Genomic DNA, 21761 nt, shown 5'->3' on the forward strand with positions numbered 1-21761 from the left:
AAGTGCGGGGATGAGGTGTGGGTAGCGGAGAAATTCCAATCGAACCTGGAGATAGCTGGTTCTCCCCGAAATAGCTTTAGGGCTAGCCTTAAGTGTAAGAGTCTTGGAGGTAGAGCACTGATTGGACTAGGGGTCCTCATCGGATTACCGAATTCAGTCAAACTCCGAATGCCAATGACTTATCCTTAGGAGTCAGACTGCGAGTGATAAGATCCGTAGTCAAAAGGGAAACAGCCCAGACCGCCAGCTAAGGTCCCAAAGTGTGTATTAAGTGGAAAAGGATGTGGAGTTGCTTAGACAACTAGGATGTTGGCTTAGAAGCAGCCACCATTTAAAGAGTGCGTAATAGCTCACTAGTCGAGTGACTCTGCGCCGAAAATGTACCGGGGCTAAATACACCACCGAAGCTGCGGATTGATACCGAATGGTATCAGTGGTAGGGGAGCGTTCTAAGGACAGTGAAGTCAGACCGTAAGGACTGGTGGAGTGCTTAGAAGTGAGAATGCCGGTATGAGTAGCGAAAGACGGGTGAGAATCCCGTCCACCGAATGCCTAAGGTTTCCTGAGGAAGGCTCGTCCGCTCAGGGTTAGTCAGGACCTAAGCCGAGGCCGACAGGCGTAGGCGATGGACAACAGGTTGATATTCCTGTACCACCTCTTTATCGTTTGAGCAATGGAGGGACGCAGAAGGATAGAAGAAGCGTGCGATTGGTTGTGCACGTCCAAGCAGTTAGGCTGATAAGTAGGCAAATCCGCTTATCGTGAAGGCTGAGCTGTGATGGGGAAGCTCCTTATGGAGCGAAGTCTTTGATTCCCCGCTGCCAAGAAAAGCTTCTAGCGAGATAAAAGGTGCCTGTACCGCAAACCGACACAGGTAGGCGAGGAGAGAATCCTAAGGTGTGCGAGAGAACTCTGGTTAAGGAACTCGGCAAAATGACCCCGTAACTTCGGGAGAAGGGGTGCTTTCTTAACGGAAAGCCGCAGTGAATAGGCCCAAGCGACTGTTTAGCAAAAACACAGCTCTCTGCGAAGCCGTAAGGCGAAGTATAGGGGGTGACACCTGCCCGGTGCTGGAAGGTTAAGGAGAGGGGTTAGCGTAAGCGAAGCTCTGAACTGAAGCCCCAGTAAACGGCGGCCGTAACTATAACGGTCCTAAGGTAGCGAAATTCCTTGTCGGGTAAGTTCCGACCCGCACGAAAGGTGTAACGATTTGGGCACTGTCTCAACCAGAGACTCGGTGAAATTATAGTACCTGTGAAGATGCAGGTTACCCGCGACAGGACGGAAAGACCCCGTGGAGCTTTACTGTAGCCTGATATTGAATTTTGGTACAGTTTGTACAGGATAGGCGGGAGCCATTGAAACCGGAGCGCTAGCTTCGGTGGAGGCGCTGGTGGGATACCGCCCTGACTGTATTGAAATTCTAACCTACGGGTCTTATCGACCCGGGAGACAGTGTCAGGTGGGCAGTTTGACTGGGGCGGTCGCCTCCTAAAGTGTAACGGAGGCGCCCAAAGGTTCCCTCAGAATGGTTGGAAATCATTCGTAGAGGGCAAAGGCATAAGGGAGCTTGACTGCGAGACCTACAAGTCGAGCAGGGACGAAAGTCGGGCTTAGTGATCCGGTGGTTCCGCATGGAAGGGCCATCGCTCAACGGATAAAAGCTACCCCGGGGATAACAGGCTTATCTCCCCCAAGAGTCCACATCGACGGGGAGGTTTGGCACCTCGATGTCGGCTCATCGCATCCTGGGGCTGTAGTCGGTCCCAAGGGTTGGGCTGTTCGCCCATTAAAGCGGTACGCGAGCTGGGTTCAGAACGTCGTGAGACAGTTCGGTCCCTATCCGTCGTGGGCGTAGGAAATTTGAGAGGAGCTGTCCTTAGTACGAGAGGACCGGGATGGACGCACCGCTGGTGTACCAGTTGTTCTGCCAAGGGCATAGCTGGGTAGCTATGTGCGGAAGGGATAAGTGCTGAAAGCATCTAAGCATGAAGCCCCCCTCAAGATGAGATTTCCCATAGCGTAAGCTAGTAAGATCCCTGAAAGATGATCAGGTTGATAGGTTCGAGGTGGAAGCATGGTGACATGTGGAGCTGACGAATACTAATAGATCGAGGACTTAACCATATAATATGTAGCAAATGTTATCTAGTTTTGAAGGAATATGCCTTCATAGTTTGGTGATGATGGCAGAGAGGTCACACCCGTTCCCATACCGAACACGGAAGTTAAGCTCTCTAGCGCCGATGGTAGTTGGGACCTTGTCCCTGTGAGAGTAGGACGTCGCCAAGCAAGCTAAAACACGAATCATTTGATTCGTGTTTTTTTGTGTTTTCAAACAGCACGCAAAAAGAAGTAATGGTAATACAAACACGTTGCCCAAGAGTGAATCATATTATATAAGAGATTGATGTATATTTTTCTGTAAATTGTTAAGGAATAGGAGTATAAAATATGTCCATTTAAATAGGGAGGGCAAGATATGAAATCACAAAATGAAGTTTGTATTGTTTGTGAGACAGAAAGAAAAGAAGGGATATATATTTATAATAATTTGATATGTTATGAATGTGAAAAGGACATGGTGAATACGGAGACAAATGATCCGAAGTATATATATTATTTAAAACAGCTTCGGAAATTAGAAGTATCATATTTTTAAATAGGCATATGCCTATTATTTTTTTTGTTCTGTATAATAGATAAAGAATGAAATAATAAGGAAGAGATATAGATGAATCAAAATCGCATACCTTTATATGAGGCATTAATAGAGTTTAAAGAAAGAGGACCATTATCTTTTCATGTTCCAGGGCATAAAAGTGGTTTAAACTTCCCTCAGGAGGCAATAGAGGGGTTTAAAGATATACTATCTATCGATGTAACTGAGTTGTCAGGATTAGATGATTTACATAGTCCATTTGAATGTATAGATGAGGCACAACAATTATTAGCTGATGTATATGGAGTGGAAAAAAGTTATTTTTTAATTAATGGTTCAACAGTGGGGAACCTAGCAATGATTTTGTCTTGTTGCGGGGAACATGATATTGTTCTTGTACAAAGAAATTGTCATAAATCAATTATTAATGGTTTAAAATTAGCGGGAGCAAATCCAATTTTTTTAGATCCATGGATTGATGAAGCTTATAACGTACCAGTGGGAATTCATAATGAGGTTATTAAGGAAGCAATTGAAAAATATCCAAATGCTAAAGCACTCATTTTAACACATCCTAATTATTATGGTATGGGGGTGGATTTAGAGGAAAGTATTGCTTATGCACATGCACATAAAATTCCTGTTTTAGTAGATGAAGCACATGGCGCTCATTTTTGCTTAGGTGGAGCGTTTCCAAAGTCAGCTTTAGCATATGGGGCAGATATTGTAGTTCATTCTGCACATAAAACATTACCGGCGATGACGATGGGATCCTATTTACATATAAATAGTAACTTAGTGAAAGAAGAAAAAGTTTCTACTTATTTAAGTATGCTACAATCTAGTAGTCCATCGTATCCAATTATGACTTCTCTTGATATTGCACGTTTTACAATAGCGCGTATAAAAGAAGAGGGACATGATGAAATTGTCGAGTTTTTACGGGAATTTAAAGAAGAATTGTCTTCTATTCCACAAATAGCTATTTTACAATATCCATTACAAGACGAGTTAAAGGTTACCGTACAGACACGTTGTCAGTTATCAGGATACGAATTACAGTCTGTATTTGAAAAGGTCGGTATATATACGGAAATGGCAGATCCATATAATGTCCTATTTATTTTGCCCTTGCAAGCCAATAAGGAGTATATGAAGGCTATAGAGATGATTCGAGTGGCGTTGCAATATGATGAGGTCAAAGACAAGAGGGAATCTATTCGTTATACTTATAAAGGGGGAATTTCCCCTTTACCGTATACATATAAACAACTAGAAGGATATGAAACAAAAGTAGTATCTGTAGAAGAAGCAGTTGGTTTGATAGCGGCGGAAATGATAATTCCGTATCCACCTGGAATTCCATTGATTATGTACGGGGAAAGAATTACTTCAGAACATAAAGAGCAAATTATGTATTTAGAGAAAGCGGGCGCTCGTTTTCAAGGTAGTACGAAATATATGAAAGTGTATGATATAGAAAGTAGGTTTTAGGATGAAGGGATTATTTGTAACAATTGAAGGTCCAGAAGGTTCGGGTAAAACAACGTTAATTCAAAGTTTATTGCCATACTTTGAACAAAAAGAACAAAAGGTAATGGCGACGAGAGAACCAGGTGGTATTGCAATTTCTGAGGATATTAGAACGATTTTACATAAACAAGAATATACGGTGATGGAAGCACGTACAGAGGCGCTTTTATATGCTGCTGCACGCAGACAACATTTAGTAGAAAAAGTTATGCCGGCTCTTAACGAGGGCTACCTTGTATTATGTGATCGTTTTATAGACAGCTCCTTAGCGTATCAAGGATATGCAAGAGGATTAGGTATGGATAAAGTATTTGAAATAAATCGTTTCGCAACAGAGGACTGTATGCCTAGTTTAACAATTTACTTAGACATTGAACCAGAGATTGGTTTAGCTCGAATTGAAAAAGATGCAGGACGTGAAGTGAATCGATTAGATATGGAAGATATCTCTTTCCATAAACGTGTGCGTGAAGGATATTTACAAGTTGTAGAACGTTTCTCAGATCGTATTGTATTAGTAAATGCTGATCAACCAATGGAAAAACTTATAGAAGAAGTTGTTCAGATTATAGAAGATAAATTGTTATAATAGAAGGAAAGAATGAAATAAGTGAGGTATGCATTATGATGAAGACGTGGGAGCAGCTTTCTGCTATACAACCCATCGGTGTAAAAATGTTGATGAATAGCATTGCAAAAGAGCGTATATCCCACGCTTACTTGTTAGAGGGAGGGAAAGGGACAGGAAAGTTTGCGACAGCAATTCAAATGGCAAAGAGTTTCCTTTGTTCTCAGCGGAACGGGGTAGAGCCTTGTCACGTATGTACAAATTGTAAGCGAATTGATTCAGGTAACCACCCGAACTTACATATTGTAAAACCAGACGGATTATCGATTAAGAAGCAGCAAATTCATGATTTACAAGAAGAGTTTTCAAAAACAGGATTAGAAGCAAATAAAAAAGTATATATTATTGAGCACGCAGACCGCATGACAGCAAATGCAGCGAATACACTCTTGAAATTTTTAGAAGAACCAAGTAGTGATACAACAGCTATTTTACTTACTGAACAAAGTCATCAAATTTTAAATACGATTTTATCCCGCTGTCAAGTTGTTACATTTAGACCGTTACCTACTGAATCTTTAATTAGAAGATTACAGGATGAAGGTATTACGGCATCTTTAGCGACACTTGCTGCACAACTCACGAATAGTTTTGATGAAGCTTTGGCTTTATGTAGTGATGAATGGTTTGCACAAGCACGAGCTTTAGTGATAAAATTATGTGAAGCGCTCGAAAAAGACAAAGCCTCTATTTTTTTTGTACAAGAAAAATGGGGAAAGCACTTTGGAGAGAAAGAACAATTACAGCAAGGTTTAGATATGTTACTCCTTATTTATAAGGATTTATTATATGTTCAACTTGGAGAAGAAGATCGTCTTGTTTTTCATGAGCAGAAAGAGATGTTTGAATCTTTCTCCTATGCTCAGAAGCGCATTGTATCAGCTCTCTTTAATATATTAGAGGCAAAAAATAGAATCAACGCTAATGTAAATGCGCAGCTTGTGTTCGAACAGTTAGTGTTGCGGTTGCAGGAGGGATGACCGTTTTGTATGATGTAGTAGGTGTTCGCTTTAAGAAGGCCGGAAAGGTGTATTACTTTGACCCGAATCAGTTCGATATCTCTGAAAATGAGTTTGTAATTGTAGAAACAGTAAGGGGTATTGAATACGGAAAAGTAGTTATTACCAAAAAGCAAGTTGATGAAAACGACGTTGTATTACCGCTAAAAAAGGTTATTCGTATTGCTAATGAAAATGATCGTACCATTGTTGAAGAGAACAAACATGCTGCGAAAGAAGCATATCAAGTTTGTCAGCAAAAGGTAGTAGAACATAATCTTGATATGAAACTTGTAGATGTAGAGTATACGTTCGATCGCAATAAGATTATTTTCTACTTTACTGCGGATGGTCGGATTGATTTCCGCGAACTAGTGAAGGACTTAGCGGCAATTTTTAGGACAAGAATTGAACTAAGACAAATTGGTGTTCGTGATGAAGCAAAGATGCTTGGTGGTATTGGTCCATGTGGTCGTATGCTTTGTTGTTCTACTTTTTTAGGAGATTTTGAACCTGTATCCATTAAGATGGCAAAGGATCAAAATTTATCATTAAATCCTGCAAAAATCTCTGGTTTATGTGGTCGCTTAATGTGTTGCTTAAAATATGAGAATGATGAGTATGAGGCAGCAAAGGAACAACTTCCTGATTTAGATCAACGTATACAAACCCCGCATGGTACTGGCCGTGTTATCGGATTAAATATTTTAGAAAGATTAATTCAAGTGGAACTAGTAGACAAGGAACGGATAGTAGAATATACGTTAGATGAGTTAGTGAATAAAGGGGTCGTTTCGAGTCAAACCACAGATTAATGAGGTGGGTGCTTGTGGAGAAAAAAGATATTTTTGCATCGGTTTCTAGTATGGAAGAGCAAATTGGACATTTATACAAACAGTTGGGAGAATTAAAACAACATCTTGCAGAGTTGTTGGAAGAAAACCAACATATAAAAATGGAAAATGAAAATTTGCGACACCGCTTTGAAGAAGTGCAGATTAAGGAAAAACAAAAAACTCAAAAACGTAAAGAAGTGAAACCGAAGACAGATATTGGTGAAGGCTATGATAATTTAGCGAGACTATATCAAGAAGGTTTTCATATTTGTAATCTGCATTATGGAAGTGTACGTAAAGAGGGCGATTGTTTATTCTGCCTGTCATTTTTAAATAAAAAGTGAAATTACCTTTCCAATGATAATTGGAAAGGTAATTTTTTATACATGAGAGTAGAATGAAATATGTTTTTAATTAGTAGAAGATGAAATAGGGTAGGTTAAGGGTAAGAAAAGGAGTAATATATGAAATTATATGAAGATGAACGTTTAGATTACTTATTAGCACAAGAAATGAAAATTATACAAAGTCCATCGGTATTTAATTTTTCATTAGATGCTGTTTTACTTGCAGACTTTGCTTGGGTGCCAATTCAAAAAGGTAATTTACTGGATCTGTGTACAGGTAACGCAGTTGTACCCCTTCTGTTGAGTACGAGAACGAAAGGGAATATTACAGGGGTGGAAATTCAAGAACGTTTATATGATATGGGAATAAGAAGCGTTCAATACAATAAGTTAGAAGAAAGAATTCACTTAATACATGGGGATTTAAAAAATATGCCGGAGAAACTTGGACGTCATCAATATGATGTTGTCACATGTAATCCGCCGTATTTTCAAACACCTGCAACTTCTGAGAAAAATATGAATGAACATTTAGCGATAGCTCGTCATGAAATTATGTGTACATTAGAGGATGTTGTATCTGCAAGCAGTCAGCTAGTAAAACAGGGCGGGAAAGTGGCATTTGTACATCGTCCAGGTCGTTTACTAGACATTGTTACATTAATGCGTAAATATAAAATTGAACCAAAACGTGTACGATTTGTTTATCCTAAGGCAGGGAAAGAAGCGAATACATTGCTAATTGAAGGAATTAAGGACGGAAATGCAGATTTAAAAATATTGCCACCTCTTTTTGTATATGAAGAAAATAATGAATATACAAAGGAGATTCGTTCAATTTTATATGGAGAAGAATAAGCATTGTTTTTATGTAGTGGAGTGCTCTGATGGAAGTTATTATGCTGGATATACAAATCATATAGAGAAGCGGATTCAGACCCATAATAGCGGGAAAGGGGCTAGGTATACGCGTGCTAGACTTCCTGTTGTTTTAAAATACGTAGAAGACCATGAGGATAAGCGTACAGCTATGCAAGCAGAGTATTATTTTAAACAATTAAATAGAAAACAAAAAGAAGAATATATGCAAAAAGGAGAACCATATGTGGCAACAAAAAAGCTTTCAGCAAAATGAAAAGGGAGTTTTATATTTAGTACCAACTCCAATCGGAAATTTAGAGGATATGACATTTCGTGCAATTCGAATTTTAAAAGAAGCAGATGTTATTGCAGCGGAGGATACAAGGCAAACGAAGAAGCTTTGTAATTATTTTGAAATTGAAACACCTGTGATGAGTTACCATGAACATAACAAAGAAGTAAGTGGACGAAAAATTTTAGATAAGTTAGCAGATGGTAAGACTGTAGCCATTGTGAGTGATGCTGGTATGCCGTGTATTTCAGACCCTGGTTACGATATTGTTGTAGAGGCTGTAGCAGCACAGTATCATGTTATCCCGCTTCCTGGGGCAAATGCAGCACTTACAGCATTAATTGCATCAGGTCTTGAAACAAAACAGTTTTATTTCTATGGATTTTTACAAAGAAATAAAAAAGAAAGAAAAATGGAGTTAGAGAAGCTTCGTTATGTACAACCTACAATAATGTTTTATGAAGCACCTCACCGTTTAGATGATACTTTAATCTCGATGCAAGAAGTGTTGGGAAATAGAGAAATTGTATTATGTCGAGAGTTAACGAAAAAATTTGAGGAATTTATTCGAGGGACAATCGAAGAAGCAATTGAGTGGACGAAACAAAATGAAGTTCGTGGCGAGTTTTGTATTTTAGTAGCTGGTTCAACGGAAGAACCTGCCCCAGAAGAACAATGGTGGGAATCTATTTCAGTATATAATCATATTGAACATTATATAAATGAAAAAGGTATGAATTCAAAAGAGGCGATAAAAACAGTCGCTAAAGATCGAGATTTGTCGAAACGCGATGTATATCAAATCTATCATGTCGATAAAAAATAAGCTTCTCATAATTGAGAAGCTTATTTTGCTGTTTCGATATAATCTTGAAGTTCGTTTAAGATTTGCTCAGCGCCTTCTTTGCTTAAGATAATTTTACCTTCAGCTAAAGATAGGTTACCATCAGATACTTCACCAGTTACTTGGCAAGTCATGTTTGGCTTATATTTTTTTAAGATGATTTTCTCGTCATCAACGTAGATTTCAAGAGCATCCTTTTCTGCAATACCTAAAGTACGGCGTAATTCGATTGGAATTACTACACGACCTAATTCATCAACTTTACGAACGATACCAGTAGATTTCATAATTCTTTTCCTCCTAAAGAAATAGTTTATAAGTTTCGAGTCTATTTTCTAGATTCGTCATTTTTCGACAAAATACCCTATGGACATATGATACCAATCATTTACATTTCCGTCAATTCTTTAATTCTATATTTTTTAAAAAGATTTATAGATTTCTTACTTCTTATATATAATAGAATGTGAGTAATTTCTACTATTATTTCACTTTATTTTCAGAAAAATTTATAGATTGTAAGTAAGGACTGTATATTTTCTTGAAATATGAGTAATAGATGATAAAGATACTAAGTATTAATTCGTTTTTATCCAGCTATTTGCCAAGCAGTAAGATTCTAAATTTAAAATTTGGCTAGAGCAAAGAAGTTAAGTTGGAGTCGGATTGCTCGTAAAAGCCCGATTGGTGCGGGCTAATAATCCGCGGGAGTGAACAAAACCCCCACAGATTAAAGTTTCACTTTATATATAAGTTTTTGATATACTATTTATAAATACATATGAGGTTATCCGGGAGGTCCAAAACAATGACAGAGGAAAAAAAATCCTTTTATATTACTACCCCAATTTATTATCCAAGTGGAAAATTACACATTGGACATGCTTATACAACAGTAGCAGGAGATGCGATGGCACGCTATAAGCGTATGCAAGGATATAATGTTCATTATTTAACAGGAACTGATGAGCATGGACAGAAGATTCAAAAGAAAGCAGAAGAATTAAACGTTACACCACAAGCATATGTGGACAACATCGTTGCAGGAATTAAAGAACTTTGGGAGAAGATGGATATCTCTTATGATGATTTTATTCGTACAACTGAAGATCGTCATAAAGATGTTGTTGAAAAAATCTTTAAGCAACTAGTAGATCAAGGTGATATTTACCTTGATGAATATGAAGGTTGGTATTCTGTACAAGATGAGACATTCTATACGGAGCACCAATTAGTAGATCCAATTATGGAAGGTGACAAAGTAGTTGGAGGGAAAAGTCCAGATAGTGGTCATGATGTAGAACTTGTTCGTGAAGAATCGTATTTCTTTAGAATGGGTAAATATGTCGATAGACTATTAAAATTCTATGAAGATAATCCACATTTCATTCAGCCAGAGTCTCGTAAGAATGAAATGATTAATAACTTTATTAAACCAGGCTTAGAAGACTTAGCGGTTTCTCGTACTTCATTTGACTGGGGAGTTCGTGTTCCAGGTAACCCCAAACACGTTATTTACGTATGGGTTGACGCATTATCTAACTACATTACAGCATTAGGTTATGGAACAGAAAATGAAGAGATGTATAAGAAATTCTGGCCGGCAGATGTACATTTAGTTGGAAAAGAAATCGTTCGTTTCCATACAATTTATTGGCCAATCATTTTAATGGCATTAGATTTACCTCTTCCGAAAAAAGTCTTTGCTCATGGTTGGATTTTAATGAAGGATGGAAAGATGAGTAAGTCAAAAGGAAATGTAGTAGATCCAGTTACATTAATCGATCGTTACGGATTAGATGCATTACGTTATTACTTACTTCGTGAAGTTCCATTCGGATCTGATGGCGTATTCACACCAGAAGGATTTGTGGAGCGTATTAATTTCGATTTAGCAAATGACTTAGGTAACTTATTAAATCGTACAGTAGCTATGATTGATAAGTACTTTAATGGAGAAATCCCTGCATTTAAAGCAAATGTAACAGAATTTGATGAAACGTTAGTAACGTTTGCGAAAGATACATTGAAAAAAGTAGAAGAAGCAATGGAGAATATGGAATTCTCTGTAGCGCTAAGCTCAATTTGGCAATTGGTTAGCCGTACGAATAAATATATTGATGAAACACAACCATGGGTATTAGCGAAAGATGAGAATGATCGTGAAAAGTTAGCTTCTGTAATGGCTCATTTAGCAGAAGTACTTCGTCAAACGGGTATTATGCTTATGCCATTCTTAACAGTAGCACCAAGCAAAATGTTTGCTCAGCTTGGTCTTACTGATGAAGCACATAAATCTTGGGAAAGTCTATCTACAATTGGCTGTATTCCAGCTGGAACAAAAGTAGAAAAAGGAAACCCAATTTTCCCTCGTTTAGAAATGGAAGTGGAAGTAGAGTACATTAAAGAACAAATGAAAAGCTCTGCACCTAAAGTAGAAGAGAAAAAAGAAGAAGAACCGAAGGTAGAAGAAATTACAATTGATGATTTCTTTAAAGTAGAATTACGCGTAGCAGAAGTACTATCTGCTGAACCTGTGAAAAAAGCAGATAAGTTGTTAAAAATCCAGCTAGACTTAGGCACAGAAAAGCGTCAAGTCGTTTCTGGAATTGCAAAATTCTATTCGCCAGAAGAACTAAAAGGTAAAAAGGTTATTTGTGTAACAAACTTAAAACCTGTAAAATTACGCGGTGAATTATCACAAGGTATGATTTTAGCGGGTGAAGAAAATGGCGTATTGTCATTAGCGTCAATTGACCAAAATCTACCAAACGGTACAAAAATCAAGTAATTAAGACAAGAAAAGAGATGTTTCACGTGTAACATGTGTGAAGCGTCTTTTTTCTTTTTACACTCTCTATTTTTGCATTAAGATTGTAGTATTGTTATCGTTAAGTTATTAAAGAGCTTATTTGTGTAGAATAAATTTGATTTCAATATAAAAGGAGTTATGTATTATGTTGTTTGATACACATTCACATTTGAATGCGGAGCAATTTGAAGAAGATTTACAAGAAGTTATTGCACGAATGAAAGAAGCAGGAGTTACTTATACAGTCGTTGTTGGTTTTGATGAAGTAACGATAAAAAAAGCGATTGAATTAGCCGAAGCCTATGATTTTATTTACGCTGCGGTTGGATGGCATCCAGTTGATGCAATCGACATGACAGAAGAGCATTTAGCGTGGTTAGAAGAACTTGCTTCCCATCCTAAAGTCGTTGCACTTGGGGAAATGGGCTTAGATTATCACTGGGATAAGTCTCCAAAAGAAATACAGAAGGAAGTATTCCGTAAACAAATTACATTAGCCAAAAAGGTAAAATTGCCGATTATTATACATAACCGCGATGCAACTCAAGATATTGTTGATATTCTGGAAGAAGAGAATGCAGCTGAAGTGGGAGGCATTATGCATTGCTTTAGCGGCAGCGTGGAAGTAGCGCAGCGATGTGTTGATATGAACTTTTTAATTTCGCTAGGCGGACCGGTTACATTTAAGAATGCTAAGAAACCGAAAGAAGTTGCTGCAGAGATTCCATTAGAGAAATTGTTAATAGAGACGGATTGTCCATATTTAACACCACATCCGTTTCGAGGGAAACGAAATGAACCGAGTTATGTAAAACTTGTAGCAGAAGAAATTGCGAACTTAAAAGGAATCTCTTATGAGGAAGTAGCAGAAATAACAACAAAAAATGCAAAAGCTTTATTTGGTGTTGAATAAAAAGGAGTGGGAGAACCCATTCTTTTTTTATTTCTGTGAAAAAATGGTGAGAGTGATAGAGAAAATAAGGGCGAATGAGGAAGTGTTACAATAAGGAGAGAGAACAAAGTTTTGGACATTCTATTTTTTAAAATGTAAGAATGGGGAAAATAATAATGGAAAAGTCGTCATTTTTTTGTTTTACTAAGTAGAGACGAAACGAGTGTGGAGGCAAGCATGAAAATTAAAGAGATTATCGTTGTAGAAGGTAAAGATGATACAGTTGCGATTAAGCGTGCTGTTGATGCGGATACAATTGAAACGAACGGTTCAGCAATCGGTGATCATGTTATTGAGCAGGTGAAATTAGCGCTGCAAAAAAGAGGCGTTATTATTTTCACAGATCCGGATTATCCTGGAGAGCGTATTCGAAAAATCATTTCTGATAAGGTCCCTGGTTGCAAACATGCTTTTTTACCGAAGGAAGAAGCACTTGCTAAAAGGAAAAAAGGCGTCGGAATTGAACATGCTTCTAATGAATCAATTCGCCGTGCTTTAGAGAATATACATGAAGAAATGGAAGCTTACACAAGTGAAATTAGTTGGAGCGATTTAGTCGATGCAGGCTTAGTGGGCGGAGAAATGGCAAAGAGTCGCAGAGAAAGAATGGGTAAGCTATTAAAGATTGGTTATACAAATGCAAAACAGTTACATAAACGTTTACAAATGTTTCAAGTTTCAAAAGAATCGTTTGCAGAAGCTTATAAGCAAGTCATACAGGAGGAAAGAAAATGAAGGATATCGCAACGCCAAATCGTACGAAAGACATAGTTGAAAAATATGGATTTTCATTCAAGAAAAGTTTAGGGCAAAATTTTTTAATTGATACGAATGTATTAAATCGTATCGTTGATCACGCTGAGATTGGTTCAGAAAGTGGTGCAATTGAAATTGGACCAGGTATCGGTGCGTTAACAGAACAATTAGCGAAGCGTGCTAAAAAAGTAGTTGCTTTTGAAATTGATCAGAGATTATTACCGATTTTAGATGAAACGTTAGCTCCATATAGCAACGTTACAGTTATAAATAAAGATGTACTAAAGGCAGATGTACATGAGGTGTTTAGTGAGCAATTTGAGAAAGGGCAAGATGTAATGGTAGTAGCTAACTTACCATACTATATTACAACGCCAATTTTATTTAAATTGCTGGAAGAGAAATTACCGGTTCGTGGATTTGTTGTTATGATGCAAAAAGAAGTTGGAGATCGTTTAGCTGCTAAACCTGGAACGAAAGAGTATGGTTCTTTATCGATTGCTATTCAGTATTATACAGAGGTAGAAACAGTTATGACTGTACCACGTACAGTGTTTGTACCACAACCAAATGTGGATTCTGCAATTATCCGTCTTCTAAAACGTCCGAAACCAGTTGTAGAAGTAACAGATGAGAATTTCTTCTTTGAAGTAGTACGAGCAAGTTTTGCACAACGTCGTAAAACTTTAATGAATAATTTATCAAATAATTTAAATGGTTTCCCGAAAGATAAAGAGCTGTTAGATCGAATTTTAACAGAAGTAGAAATTGATCCAAAACGAAGAGGCGAAACACTATCGATTGAAGAGTTTGCAACATTAAGTAATGCATTAGTTCTTCATAAATTGTCATAAGAATATAAAAGGGACAGTTCAACTTGAACTGTCCCTTTTGTCACCTTTTCTCTCCTACATTCATACTTTAAAAACAGGTAAGATGGCCTAACGAGTTTGGAGGTAGGAGAATGGCTTTACATGTTGGAGAATTAGTGGAACGATATTCTCATAATAGGGATATCCTTTTTCGTATTATAGAAATAAAAGGCGAGATAGCCATATTGTTTGGAGAGGAAATTAGATTGGTGGCGGATGCGCCACTTGAAGATTTAATTAGTATAGATCAACGAGAACATAAAAAAAGAGCGAAGCGTGAGAAAGAAACAATGGAGCGCACGTATCGTTTGTTTCAACAAGATTATGTATTGATGAAACAAAGGCATGAACATACTTCAACTGGTGGATATACGAGTGAGGTAAATTATTTTCAAATGCCAGGACGTGTATTGCACATAGATGGAGACCCGTTATATTTGCGCAAGTGCCTAGATCTATATAATAAAATTGGCGTTCCTGTACAAGGTATTCATTGTAAAGAAACAGAGATGCATGAAAAGGTAGTAGATTTAATAGATCATTTTCGCCCGGACATTTTAGTTATTACAGGGCACGATGCGTATACAAAATCCAAAGGGGTAAAGGGAGATTTAGCGGCATATAGGCATTCAAGACATTTTGTACAGGCTGTTCGAGAAGTGCGAAAAAAATATCCATCATTGGATCAACTCGTTATTTTTGCTGGAGCATGTCAATCACACTTTGAAGCATTAATTCGAGCGGGTGCTAATTTTGCCAGTTCACCATCTAGAATTAATATTCACGCACTAGATCCTGTATATGTAGTTGGCAAAATTAGTTTTACGTCATTTATGGAGAGAGTCAATGTATGGGATGTTGTACGTAATACGATTACTGGCGAAAAAGGACTTGGCGGGATTGAGACAAGGGGAATTTTGCGAACTGGATTACCCTTTCAACATTATGAAGAATAAGCAAGGTACATATGTATCTTGCTTTTTTTGTATGGAAAGGATTTAAATCAGCTTGGATAAAAAGAGACAAGAACGTACAGACTACATAATGATACTTTTACAATATAGTATTTCTTCTATCTATTCGAACGCATGATGCTTTTATAATGATATTGTCTGTGAGTTGCGGTTAATAATTGGGATAGATATATCGTGTTTTAAGTGTTCAATCTAAATTACAGCGAGGTGTAACGAAGTATATGTCAAAACGTTTAGATGAAATTAAAAGCGAATTAGATCACCATCTTGGACAGAGACTGATGTTAAAGGCAAATAGTGGGAGAAGAAAGACTGTAGAACAATCAGGTGTACTTGCAGAAACGTACCGTTCTGTTTTTGTTGTACAACTGGATCAGCAAGAAGATGCGTTGCAACGTGTATCGTATAGCTATGCGGATGTTTTAACAGAGACAGTAGAGTTAACATTTTATGGTGAACCTCATAATGAAGTACTTTTATAATTTATGTATCGTTACATATATTCCCACAAATGAAAAGCTATATTATTTTGCATACTAATTATACCGTAGCAAAATAAGGAGGGACTTTGCATTGAGTAGACGAAGAGGTGTCATGTCAAATCAATTTAAAGAAGAGCTTGCAAAAGAGCTAGGCTTTTATGATGTTGTTCAGAAAGAAGGCTGGGGCGGAATTCGTGCGAAAGATGCTGGTAACATGGTGAAACGTGCTATAGAAATTGCAGAACAGCAATTAATGAAACAAAACCAGTAGTTGTAAGATACTTTCTATGCTACGGTAGCCGAGGAGTGATTCCTCGGCTTTTTGTACTATAAAAGGTGCCATCATTTTACATAAGTAGTTTCATTCTGAATGCTTTTCGTTATAATTAGGGAAGTGTCATCGTCTTACTATAAATTTATGGTAAAATAAACGATAAAAGATTGAGTACATAGAGTGGGTGAATAGATTGAAGCTACTAGTGAAAGCACCAGCAAAGATTAATCTGTCGTTAGATGTACTGGGAAAAAGACAAGACGGATATCATGAAGTGAAAATGATTATGACAACAATTGATTTAGCGGATCGTTTAGAACTAATGGAATTAGCAGAAGACCGTATTGAAATTTTATCCCATAATCGGTATGTCCCAGACGACCAAAGGAATTTAGCTTATCAAGCAGCGAAATTATTAAAAGAGAAGTTTAATGTGAAAAAAGGTGTATCTATTACTATCGAAAAAACGATTCCAGTAGCAGCTGGATTAGCGGGTGGAAGTAGTGATGCAGCAGCGACATTACGTGGTCTTAATAAATTATGGAATTTAGGGCTTACAATTGACCAGTTAGCAGAGCTTGGCGCAGAAATTGGGTCAGATGTATCGTTTTGCGTATATGGTGGAACAGCAATTGCCACTGGAAGAGGAGAGCAAATTGAGCATATAAAAACTCCACCTTCTTGTTGGGTTATTTTAGCAAAACCACATATTGGTGTATCTACTGCTGATGTGTATGGAAATTTAAAATTAAATCGAGTTACACATCCAAATGTAGATAAAATGGTTGATGTCATAAATGCTGGGGACTACAAAGGGATTTGTGATACTGTTGGTAACGTTTTAGAAGATGTAACGTTTGCGATGCACCCTGAAGTTGCGCGTATTAAGGCACAAATGAAGCGATTTGGAGCGGATGCCGTATTAATGAGTGGAAGTGGCCCAACCGTATTTGGTCTTGTGCACCATGATTCGCGAATGCATCGTATATATAACGGATTAAAAGGATTTTGCGAACAAGTATACGCAGTACGTTTATTGGGAGAGCGAGAAACGCTTGAATAAAGACGTATAATACGTTATGATTTGTTTAGAATATTCGTGATTTGAGGTGAGAGTATGAAAATTAGACGAAGTACAAGATTAGTCGACATGACTTATTACTTGTTACAAAACCCTCGTCAGCTAGTTTCTCTCACTTTTTTTGCTGAAAGGTATCAATCAGCTAAGTCTTCTATTAGTGAAGATTTAGTTATTATTAAGCAAACGTTTGAACAACAAGGGGTCGGCACATTGCAAACGGTACCAGGAGCAGCAGGAGGAGTGAAATATATACCATATATAAGTGAAGAAGAGGCAGATCTAATTATTGGCGAGCTGTGTAGCTTATTCGAAAATCCAGATCGTATTTTGCCTGGTGGTTACTTATATATGACAGATCTTTTAAGTAATCCTCGTCATATTAATGGCGCAGGTCGTTTGTTTGCTTCTGTTTTTGCTAGGCAACCAATTGATGCAGTTATGACGGTGGCAACAAAGGGGATTCCACTTGCTTATGCAGTGGCAAATTACTTAGATGTACCGGTAGTAATTGCAAGGAAAGACAATAAGGTAACAGAAGGACCAACAGTTAGTATTAATTATGTATCAGGTTCTTCTAAGCGAATTCAAACAATGACGTTAGCAAAGCGTAGTCTTCCAGAAGGATCAAATGTTTTAATTATTGATGACTTCATGAAAGCTGGCGGAACAATTCAAGGTATGATGAGTATGTTAGAAGAGTTTAAGGCTAATGTTGTTGGTATTGGTGTATTAGTAGAGTCCACGGATATTGAAGAAAGATTAATTAATAATTTTGTATCATTAATCCGTCTTTCAGAAGTTGATGTGAAGGAAAAAGCAATTCAAGTGGAAAAGGGAAATTATTCACTGGCACCATTTGAAGAAGGGCTTGTAGAGGCTGAGTAAAAAGGTAAAGCAGATAGCTTTATCTTTTTTTTATTCTATTTATAAATTATAAAATAGATGGACAAACTGCTTTTCGTGCACTATTTTTAAAGAGTAAAAATAAATAATAAAAGGGTGAAAAAAATGAAAGTTGTTCAAACAAACAATGCACCACAAGCGATTGGACCATATTCACAAGGGATTATTGTAAATAATATGTTTTATAGTTCAGGACAAATTCCGTTAACTGCAAGTGGAGAGCTTGTAGCAGGAGACGTGACAGTACAAACAGAGCAAGTGTTTCAAAATTTACAAGCAGTATTAGAAGAAGCGGGTGCTTCATTTGATACAGTAGTAAAAACAACAGTATTCTTAAAAGATATGGATGATTTTAATGCTGTTAATGAAGTATATGGCTCTTATTTCTCTACTCATAAGCCAGCTCGTTCTTGTGTACAAGTAGCAAAATTACCGAAAGATGTATCAGTTGAAATCGAAGTAATTGCCCTAGTTAAGTAATTCTTTGTAAGCGATAACGTCCACTAATCTCTATATTCAATTACATTAAAAATTTTTATCTTAAAAATTTTTAAAAAATTAAAGGGAAAATAGAAATTTTGTGGAATTTATACAAATATATCGCTTATTTAGAAAAGGGTGGTGAACACAAGATGGAAGTGACTGACGTAAGATTACGCCGCGTAAACACAGAAGGCCGCATGAGAGCAATTGCCTCTATTACTCTAGACCATGAATTTGTTGTTCATGATATTCGTGTAATTGATGGTAATAATGGATTATTTGTAGCAATGCCAAGTAAACGTACTCCAGATGGAGAATTCCGTGACATTGCACATCCAATTAATTCTAATACACGCTCTAAAATTCAAGATGCGGTTTTAACAGAGTATCACCGTTTAGGCGAGTTAGAAGAGGTTGAGTTTGAAGAAGCGGGCGCTTCGTAAAATTCGAATGACAAGGGCTTTTTAAAGAAAGTCCTATAATTTTGCAACAAACTCCTGTAAGCATTTACAGGAGTTTGTTTTTTTGTGTTTATATTTATATATCGTTCGGAAAATTCTAAATTCAATAAAACAAAGAGGAAAACTTCTAATTTTTTCAAAATCATTTTAAATAGTATAGCTTATTTCTTAAAAAAGATACTAAAGAGTAAAACATCTTATAAGAATTATGGTAAAATTTAATAGTTAAAATGTGTTTCTTGAAATATATGATGATTTAGGATAATATCGTTAATGGATAAATAGGTTGCGATGGAGGGTCTATATGTCAAACAGATTTGCAGTGATTCTAGCTGCGGGCAAGGGCACACGTATGAAGTCTAAGCTATACAAAGTGCTTCATCCTGTATGTGGAAAACCTATGGTACAACATGTTGTCGATCAAGTATCTCAATTAGGATTGCAGAAACTTGTAACAGTCGTAGGACATGGTGCTGAAATGGTACAAGAACAGCTAGGAAACGTAAGTGAGTTTGCATTACAAGCAGAACAACTTGGTACAGCGCATGCTGTAGATCAAGCTGCAAGTGTACTTGCAAATGAAGAAGGAACAACTTTAGTTATTTGTGGTGATACACCGCTAATAACTGCTGAAACGATGGAAGCATTACTTCAGCAACATAAAGAAGCAGGGGCAATGGCGACGGTGCTAACAGCTTACATAGAAGAACCTGCTGGATATGGTCGTATCGTTCGTAATGAGAATGGTCATGTTGAAAAAATTGTTGAGCATAAGGATGCAAATGAGAAGGAATTAGCTATTAAAGAAATCAATACAGGTACGTATTGTTTTGATAATAAAGCTTTATTTGCTTCACTTTCTAAAGTTTCAAACGATAACGTACAAGGTGAATATTACCTGCCAGATGTTATTGAGATTTTAAAAAATGAAGGTCATATTGTATCAGCTTATCAAACAGAGCAATTCGATGAAACGTTAGGTGTTAACGACAGAGTCGCTCTATCGCAAGCGGAAATTATTATGAAAAACCGTATCAACCGAAAAAATATGGTAAATGGTGTTACAATTATTGATCCAAGTAACACGTATATTTCTGCTGATGCAATTATCGGTAGTGATACAGTTCTTCATCCAGGAACAATTATTGAGGGGAACACTGTAATTGGCTCAGATTGTGAAATTGGACCACATACAGTAATTCGTGATAGTGAAATTGGAGATCGTACGACAATTCGTCAATCTACTGTACATGATAGTAAGCTTGGTACAGAAGTATCGGTTGGTCCATTTGCACATATTCGCCCAGATTCAGTTATTGGAGATGAAGTACGCGTTGGAAACTTCGTGGAAATCAAAAAAACTGTTTTTGGTAATAGAAGTAAAGCTTCACACTTAAGTTATATCGGGGATGCACAAGTTGGAGAAGACGTGAATCTTGGTTGTGGTTCAATTACGGTGAACTATGACGGTAAGAATAAATTCAAAACTGTGATTGGTAACGGGGTATTTATTGGATGTAATTCAAACCTTGTTGCTCCTGTAACAGTTGAAGATGGTGCTTATGTGGCAGCAGGCTCTACAATTACAGAGAATGTTCCATCAAAAGCATTATCTGTAGCACGTGCACGTCAAGTTAACAAAGAAGACTATGTTGATCAATTGCTGAATAAGAAAAAATCATAATGTGGAGGGTTAATCTAGATGTCGACTCAATATCTAAATTCTAATTTGAAAGTATTCTCTTTAAACTCTAATAAGGAACTTGCTGAGCAAATTGCAAAGCACATTGGAGTAGGACTAGGAAAATGTTCTGTTGATCGTTTTAGTGATGGAGAAGTTCAAATTAACATTGAAGAAAGTATCCGTGGTTGCGATGTATTCATTATTCAATCTACAAGCTTCCCAGTAAACGAACATATCATGGAATTACTTATTATGATCGATGCATTAAAGCGTGCATCTGCAAAAACAATTAATATTGTTATTCCTTACTATGGTTATGCGCGTCAAGACCGTAAAGCGCGTTCTCGTGAACCAATTACATCGAAACTTGTAGCAAACTTGCTTGAAACAGCAGGTGCAACTCGTGTAATCACTCTAGATTTACATGCTCCACAAATTCAAGGGTTCTTTGATATCCCAATCGACCACTTAATGGGTGTACCGATTCTTTCAGATTACTTTGAAACAAAAGGTCTTAAAGATATCGTAATCGTTTCACCTGACCATGGTGGGGTAACTCGTGCTAGAAAAATGGCAGATCGCCTAAAAGCGCCAATCGCTATTATTGATAAGCGTCGTCCTCGTCCGAACGTATCAGAGGTAATGAACATTATCGGTAATATTGAAGGTAAAACAGCAATTTTAATTGATGACATCATTGATACAGCTGGTACAATTACATTAGCAGCGAACGCTCTTGTTGAGAACGGTGCTTCTGAAGTATATGCTTGCTGTACACACCCAGTATTATCTGGTCCAGCAATTGAACGTATCCAAAACTCAAATATTAAAGAGTTAGTTGTAACGAACTCTATCGTATTACCAGAAGAGAAAAAAATTGACAAAGTACATGAACTTTCAGTTGCTCCACTAATCGGAGAAGCGATCATTCGTGTATACGAAGAAGAATCTGTAAGTGTATTATTCAATTAATTGGATAGAATGAGACGTAACCAAGATTGGTTACGTCTTTTCGTATCGAAAAAA

At 37.1% G+C, this 21761-nt stretch carries 23 protein-coding genes and 2 rRNA genes (1 of these 25 cut by a window edge); 24 read left to right on the forward strand and 1 reads right to left on the reverse strand.

Going from position 1 to position 21761, the window contains the following annotated elements:
• From ATN06_RS00325 to rsmI, 11 genes are all read left to right on the forward strand, one after another.
• Nucleotides 1-2127, forward strand: a 23S ribosomal RNA gene (locus ATN06_RS00325) (it extends 796 nt beyond the left edge of the window).
• A 49-nt stretch (nt 2128-2176) separates the two neighbouring features.
• Nucleotides 2177-2292, forward strand: a 5S ribosomal RNA gene (gene rrf / locus ATN06_RS00330).
• Nucleotides 2293-2482: 190 nt separating this feature from the next.
• Nucleotides 2483-2662, forward strand: a complete 180-nt coding sequence (locus tag ATN06_RS00335) for a sigma factor G inhibitor Gin (RefSeq protein WP_060629167.1) — start codon at nt 2483-2485, stop codon at nt 2660-2662.
• Nucleotides 2663-2734: 72 nt separating this feature from the next.
• Nucleotides 2735-4156: an aminotransferase class I/II-fold pyridoxal phosphate-dependent enzyme gene (locus tag ATN06_RS00340; RefSeq protein ID WP_060629168.1), complete on the forward strand. Its 1422-nt coding sequence runs from the start codon at nt 2735-2737 to the stop codon at nt 4154-4156.
• 1 nt (nt 4157) lies between these two features.
• Nucleotides 4158-4784, forward strand: a complete 627-nt coding sequence (tmk, locus tag ATN06_RS00345; RefSeq protein WP_060629169.1) for a dTMP kinase — start codon at nt 4158-4160, stop codon at nt 4782-4784.
• A gap of 35 nt (nt 4785-4819) precedes the next feature.
• Nucleotides 4820-5803: a DNA polymerase III subunit delta' gene (gene holB / locus ATN06_RS00350; RefSeq protein ID WP_060629170.1), complete on the forward strand. Its 984-nt coding sequence runs from the start codon at nt 4820-4822 to the stop codon at nt 5801-5803.
• Nucleotides 5804-5808: 5 nt separating this feature from the next.
• Nucleotides 5809-6636, forward strand: a complete 828-nt coding sequence (locus ATN06_RS00355; RefSeq protein WP_000272429.1) for a PSP1 domain-containing protein — start codon at nt 5809-5811, stop codon at nt 6634-6636.
• 14 nt (nt 6637-6650) lie between these two features.
• A complete protein-coding gene (gene yabA, locus ATN06_RS00360) occupies nt 6651-7001 on the forward strand; it encodes a DNA replication initiation control protein YabA (RefSeq protein WP_000412056.1) in 351 nt (116 codons plus the stop codon).
• Nucleotides 7002-7121: 120 nt separating this feature from the next.
• A complete protein-coding gene (locus ATN06_RS00365) occupies nt 7122-7862 on the forward strand; it encodes a tRNA1(Val) (adenine(37)-N6)-methyltransferase (protein ID WP_060629171.1) in 741 nt (246 codons plus the stop codon).
• Nucleotides 7849-8139 carry a GIY-YIG nuclease family protein gene (locus ATN06_RS00370; protein ID WP_060629172.1) on the forward strand — a complete coding sequence of 97 codons (291 nt, stop codon included), beginning with the start codon at nt 7849-7851 and terminating at the stop codon, nt 8137-8139. The genes ATN06_RS00365 and ATN06_RS00370 overlap by 14 nt, the downstream gene beginning before the upstream one ends.
• Nucleotides 8108-8983: a 16S rRNA (cytidine(1402)-2'-O)-methyltransferase gene (gene rsmI, locus ATN06_RS00375; RefSeq protein WP_060629173.1), complete on the forward strand. Its 876-nt coding sequence runs from the start codon at nt 8108-8110 to the stop codon at nt 8981-8983. Before ATN06_RS00370 ends, rsmI begins: the two co-directional genes overlap by 32 nt.
• Before the next feature lie 20 nt (nt 8984-9003).
• Here rsmI and ATN06_RS00380 read toward each other — a convergent pair whose 3' ends face one another.
• Nucleotides 9004-9288: a transition state genes transcriptional regulator AbrB gene (locus tag ATN06_RS00380; RefSeq protein WP_000843036.1), complete on the reverse strand. Its 285-nt coding sequence runs from the start codon at nt 9286-9288 to the stop codon at nt 9004-9006.
• Nucleotides 9289-9809: 521 nt separating this feature from the next.
• On the opposite strand from ATN06_RS00380, the gene metG reads away from it, so the two are divergent.
• The 13 genes from metG to ATN06_RS00445 all read left to right on the forward strand — a co-directional run bounded on the left by metG (nt 9810) and on the right by ATN06_RS00445 (nt 21707).
• Nucleotides 9810-11792 carry a methionine--tRNA ligase gene (metG, locus tag ATN06_RS00385; RefSeq protein WP_060629174.1) on the forward strand — a complete coding sequence of 661 codons (1983 nt, stop codon included), beginning with the start codon at nt 9810-9812 and terminating at the stop codon, nt 11790-11792.
• A 166-nt stretch (nt 11793-11958) separates the two neighbouring features.
• A complete protein-coding gene (locus ATN06_RS00390; RefSeq protein WP_060629175.1) occupies nt 11959-12726 on the forward strand; it encodes a TatD family hydrolase in 768 nt (255 codons plus the stop codon).
• 216 nt (nt 12727-12942) lie between these two features.
• Nucleotides 12943-13500, forward strand: a complete 558-nt coding sequence (gene rnmV, locus ATN06_RS00395; protein WP_000692830.1) for a ribonuclease M5 — start codon at nt 12943-12945, stop codon at nt 13498-13500.
• Nucleotides 13497-14375, forward strand: a complete 879-nt coding sequence (rsmA, locus tag ATN06_RS00400; protein ID WP_060629176.1) for a 16S rRNA (adenine(1518)-N(6)/adenine(1519)-N(6))-dimethyltransferase RsmA — start codon at nt 13497-13499, stop codon at nt 14373-14375. Before rnmV ends, rsmA begins: the two co-directional genes overlap by 4 nt.
• Before the next feature lie 110 nt (nt 14376-14485).
• The gene (yabG, locus tag ATN06_RS00405) at nt 14486-15349 is read left to right on the forward strand and encodes a sporulation peptidase YabG (RefSeq protein ID WP_001173738.1); all 864 of its coding nucleotides are present in this window, start codon (nt 14486-14488) and stop codon (nt 15347-15349) included.
• A gap of 239 nt (nt 15350-15588) precedes the next feature.
• On the forward strand, nt 15589-15849 hold the full coding sequence (gene veg / locus ATN06_RS00410) for a biofilm formation stimulator Veg (RefSeq protein ID WP_060629177.1): 261 nt from the start codon (nt 15589-15591) through the stop codon (nt 15847-15849).
• A gap of 91 nt (nt 15850-15940) precedes the next feature.
• Nucleotides 15941-16120 (forward strand): acid-soluble spore protein SspF, encoded by a 180-nt coding sequence (sspF, locus tag ATN06_RS00415; protein WP_001985066.1) that lies wholly within the window; start codon nt 15941-15943, stop codon nt 16118-16120.
• 196 nt (nt 16121-16316) lie between these two features.
• Nucleotides 16317-17186 carry a 4-(cytidine 5'-diphospho)-2-C-methyl-D-erythritol kinase gene (gene ispE / locus ATN06_RS00420; protein ID WP_000772094.1) on the forward strand — a complete coding sequence of 290 codons (870 nt, stop codon included), beginning with the start codon at nt 16317-16319 and terminating at the stop codon, nt 17184-17186.
• A gap of 54 nt (nt 17187-17240) precedes the next feature.
• Complete coding sequence (gene purR, locus ATN06_RS00425) at nt 17241-18089, forward strand: pur operon repressor (RefSeq protein ID WP_060629178.1); 849 nt, start codon at nt 17241-17243, stop codon at nt 18087-18089.
• A 123-nt stretch (nt 18090-18212) separates the two neighbouring features.
• Nucleotides 18213-18587, forward strand: coding sequence for a RidA family protein (locus tag ATN06_RS00430; RefSeq protein ID WP_060629179.1), 375 nt, complete (start codon nt 18213-18215; stop codon nt 18585-18587).
• 152 nt (nt 18588-18739) lie between these two features.
• Complete coding sequence (gene spoVG, locus ATN06_RS00435; RefSeq protein ID WP_000454042.1) at nt 18740-19033, forward strand: septation regulator SpoVG; 294 nt, start codon at nt 18740-18742, stop codon at nt 19031-19033.
• Nucleotides 19034-19355: 322 nt separating this feature from the next.
• Complete coding sequence (gene glmU, locus ATN06_RS00440) at nt 19356-20735, forward strand: bifunctional UDP-N-acetylglucosamine diphosphorylase/glucosamine-1-phosphate N-acetyltransferase GlmU (RefSeq protein WP_000071039.1); 1380 nt, start codon at nt 19356-19358, stop codon at nt 20733-20735.
• An 18-nt stretch (nt 20736-20753) separates the two neighbouring features.
• Nucleotides 20754-21707, forward strand: coding sequence for a ribose-phosphate diphosphokinase (locus ATN06_RS00445; protein ID WP_000107420.1), 954 nt, complete (start codon nt 20754-20756; stop codon nt 21705-21707).
• Nucleotides 21708-21761 lie beyond the last annotated feature (54 nt).

This window comes from Bacillus thuringiensis (assembly GCF_001455345.1).
Lineage (GTDB): Bacteria > Bacillota > Bacilli > Bacillales > Bacillaceae_G > Bacillus_A > Bacillus_A thuringiensis_N.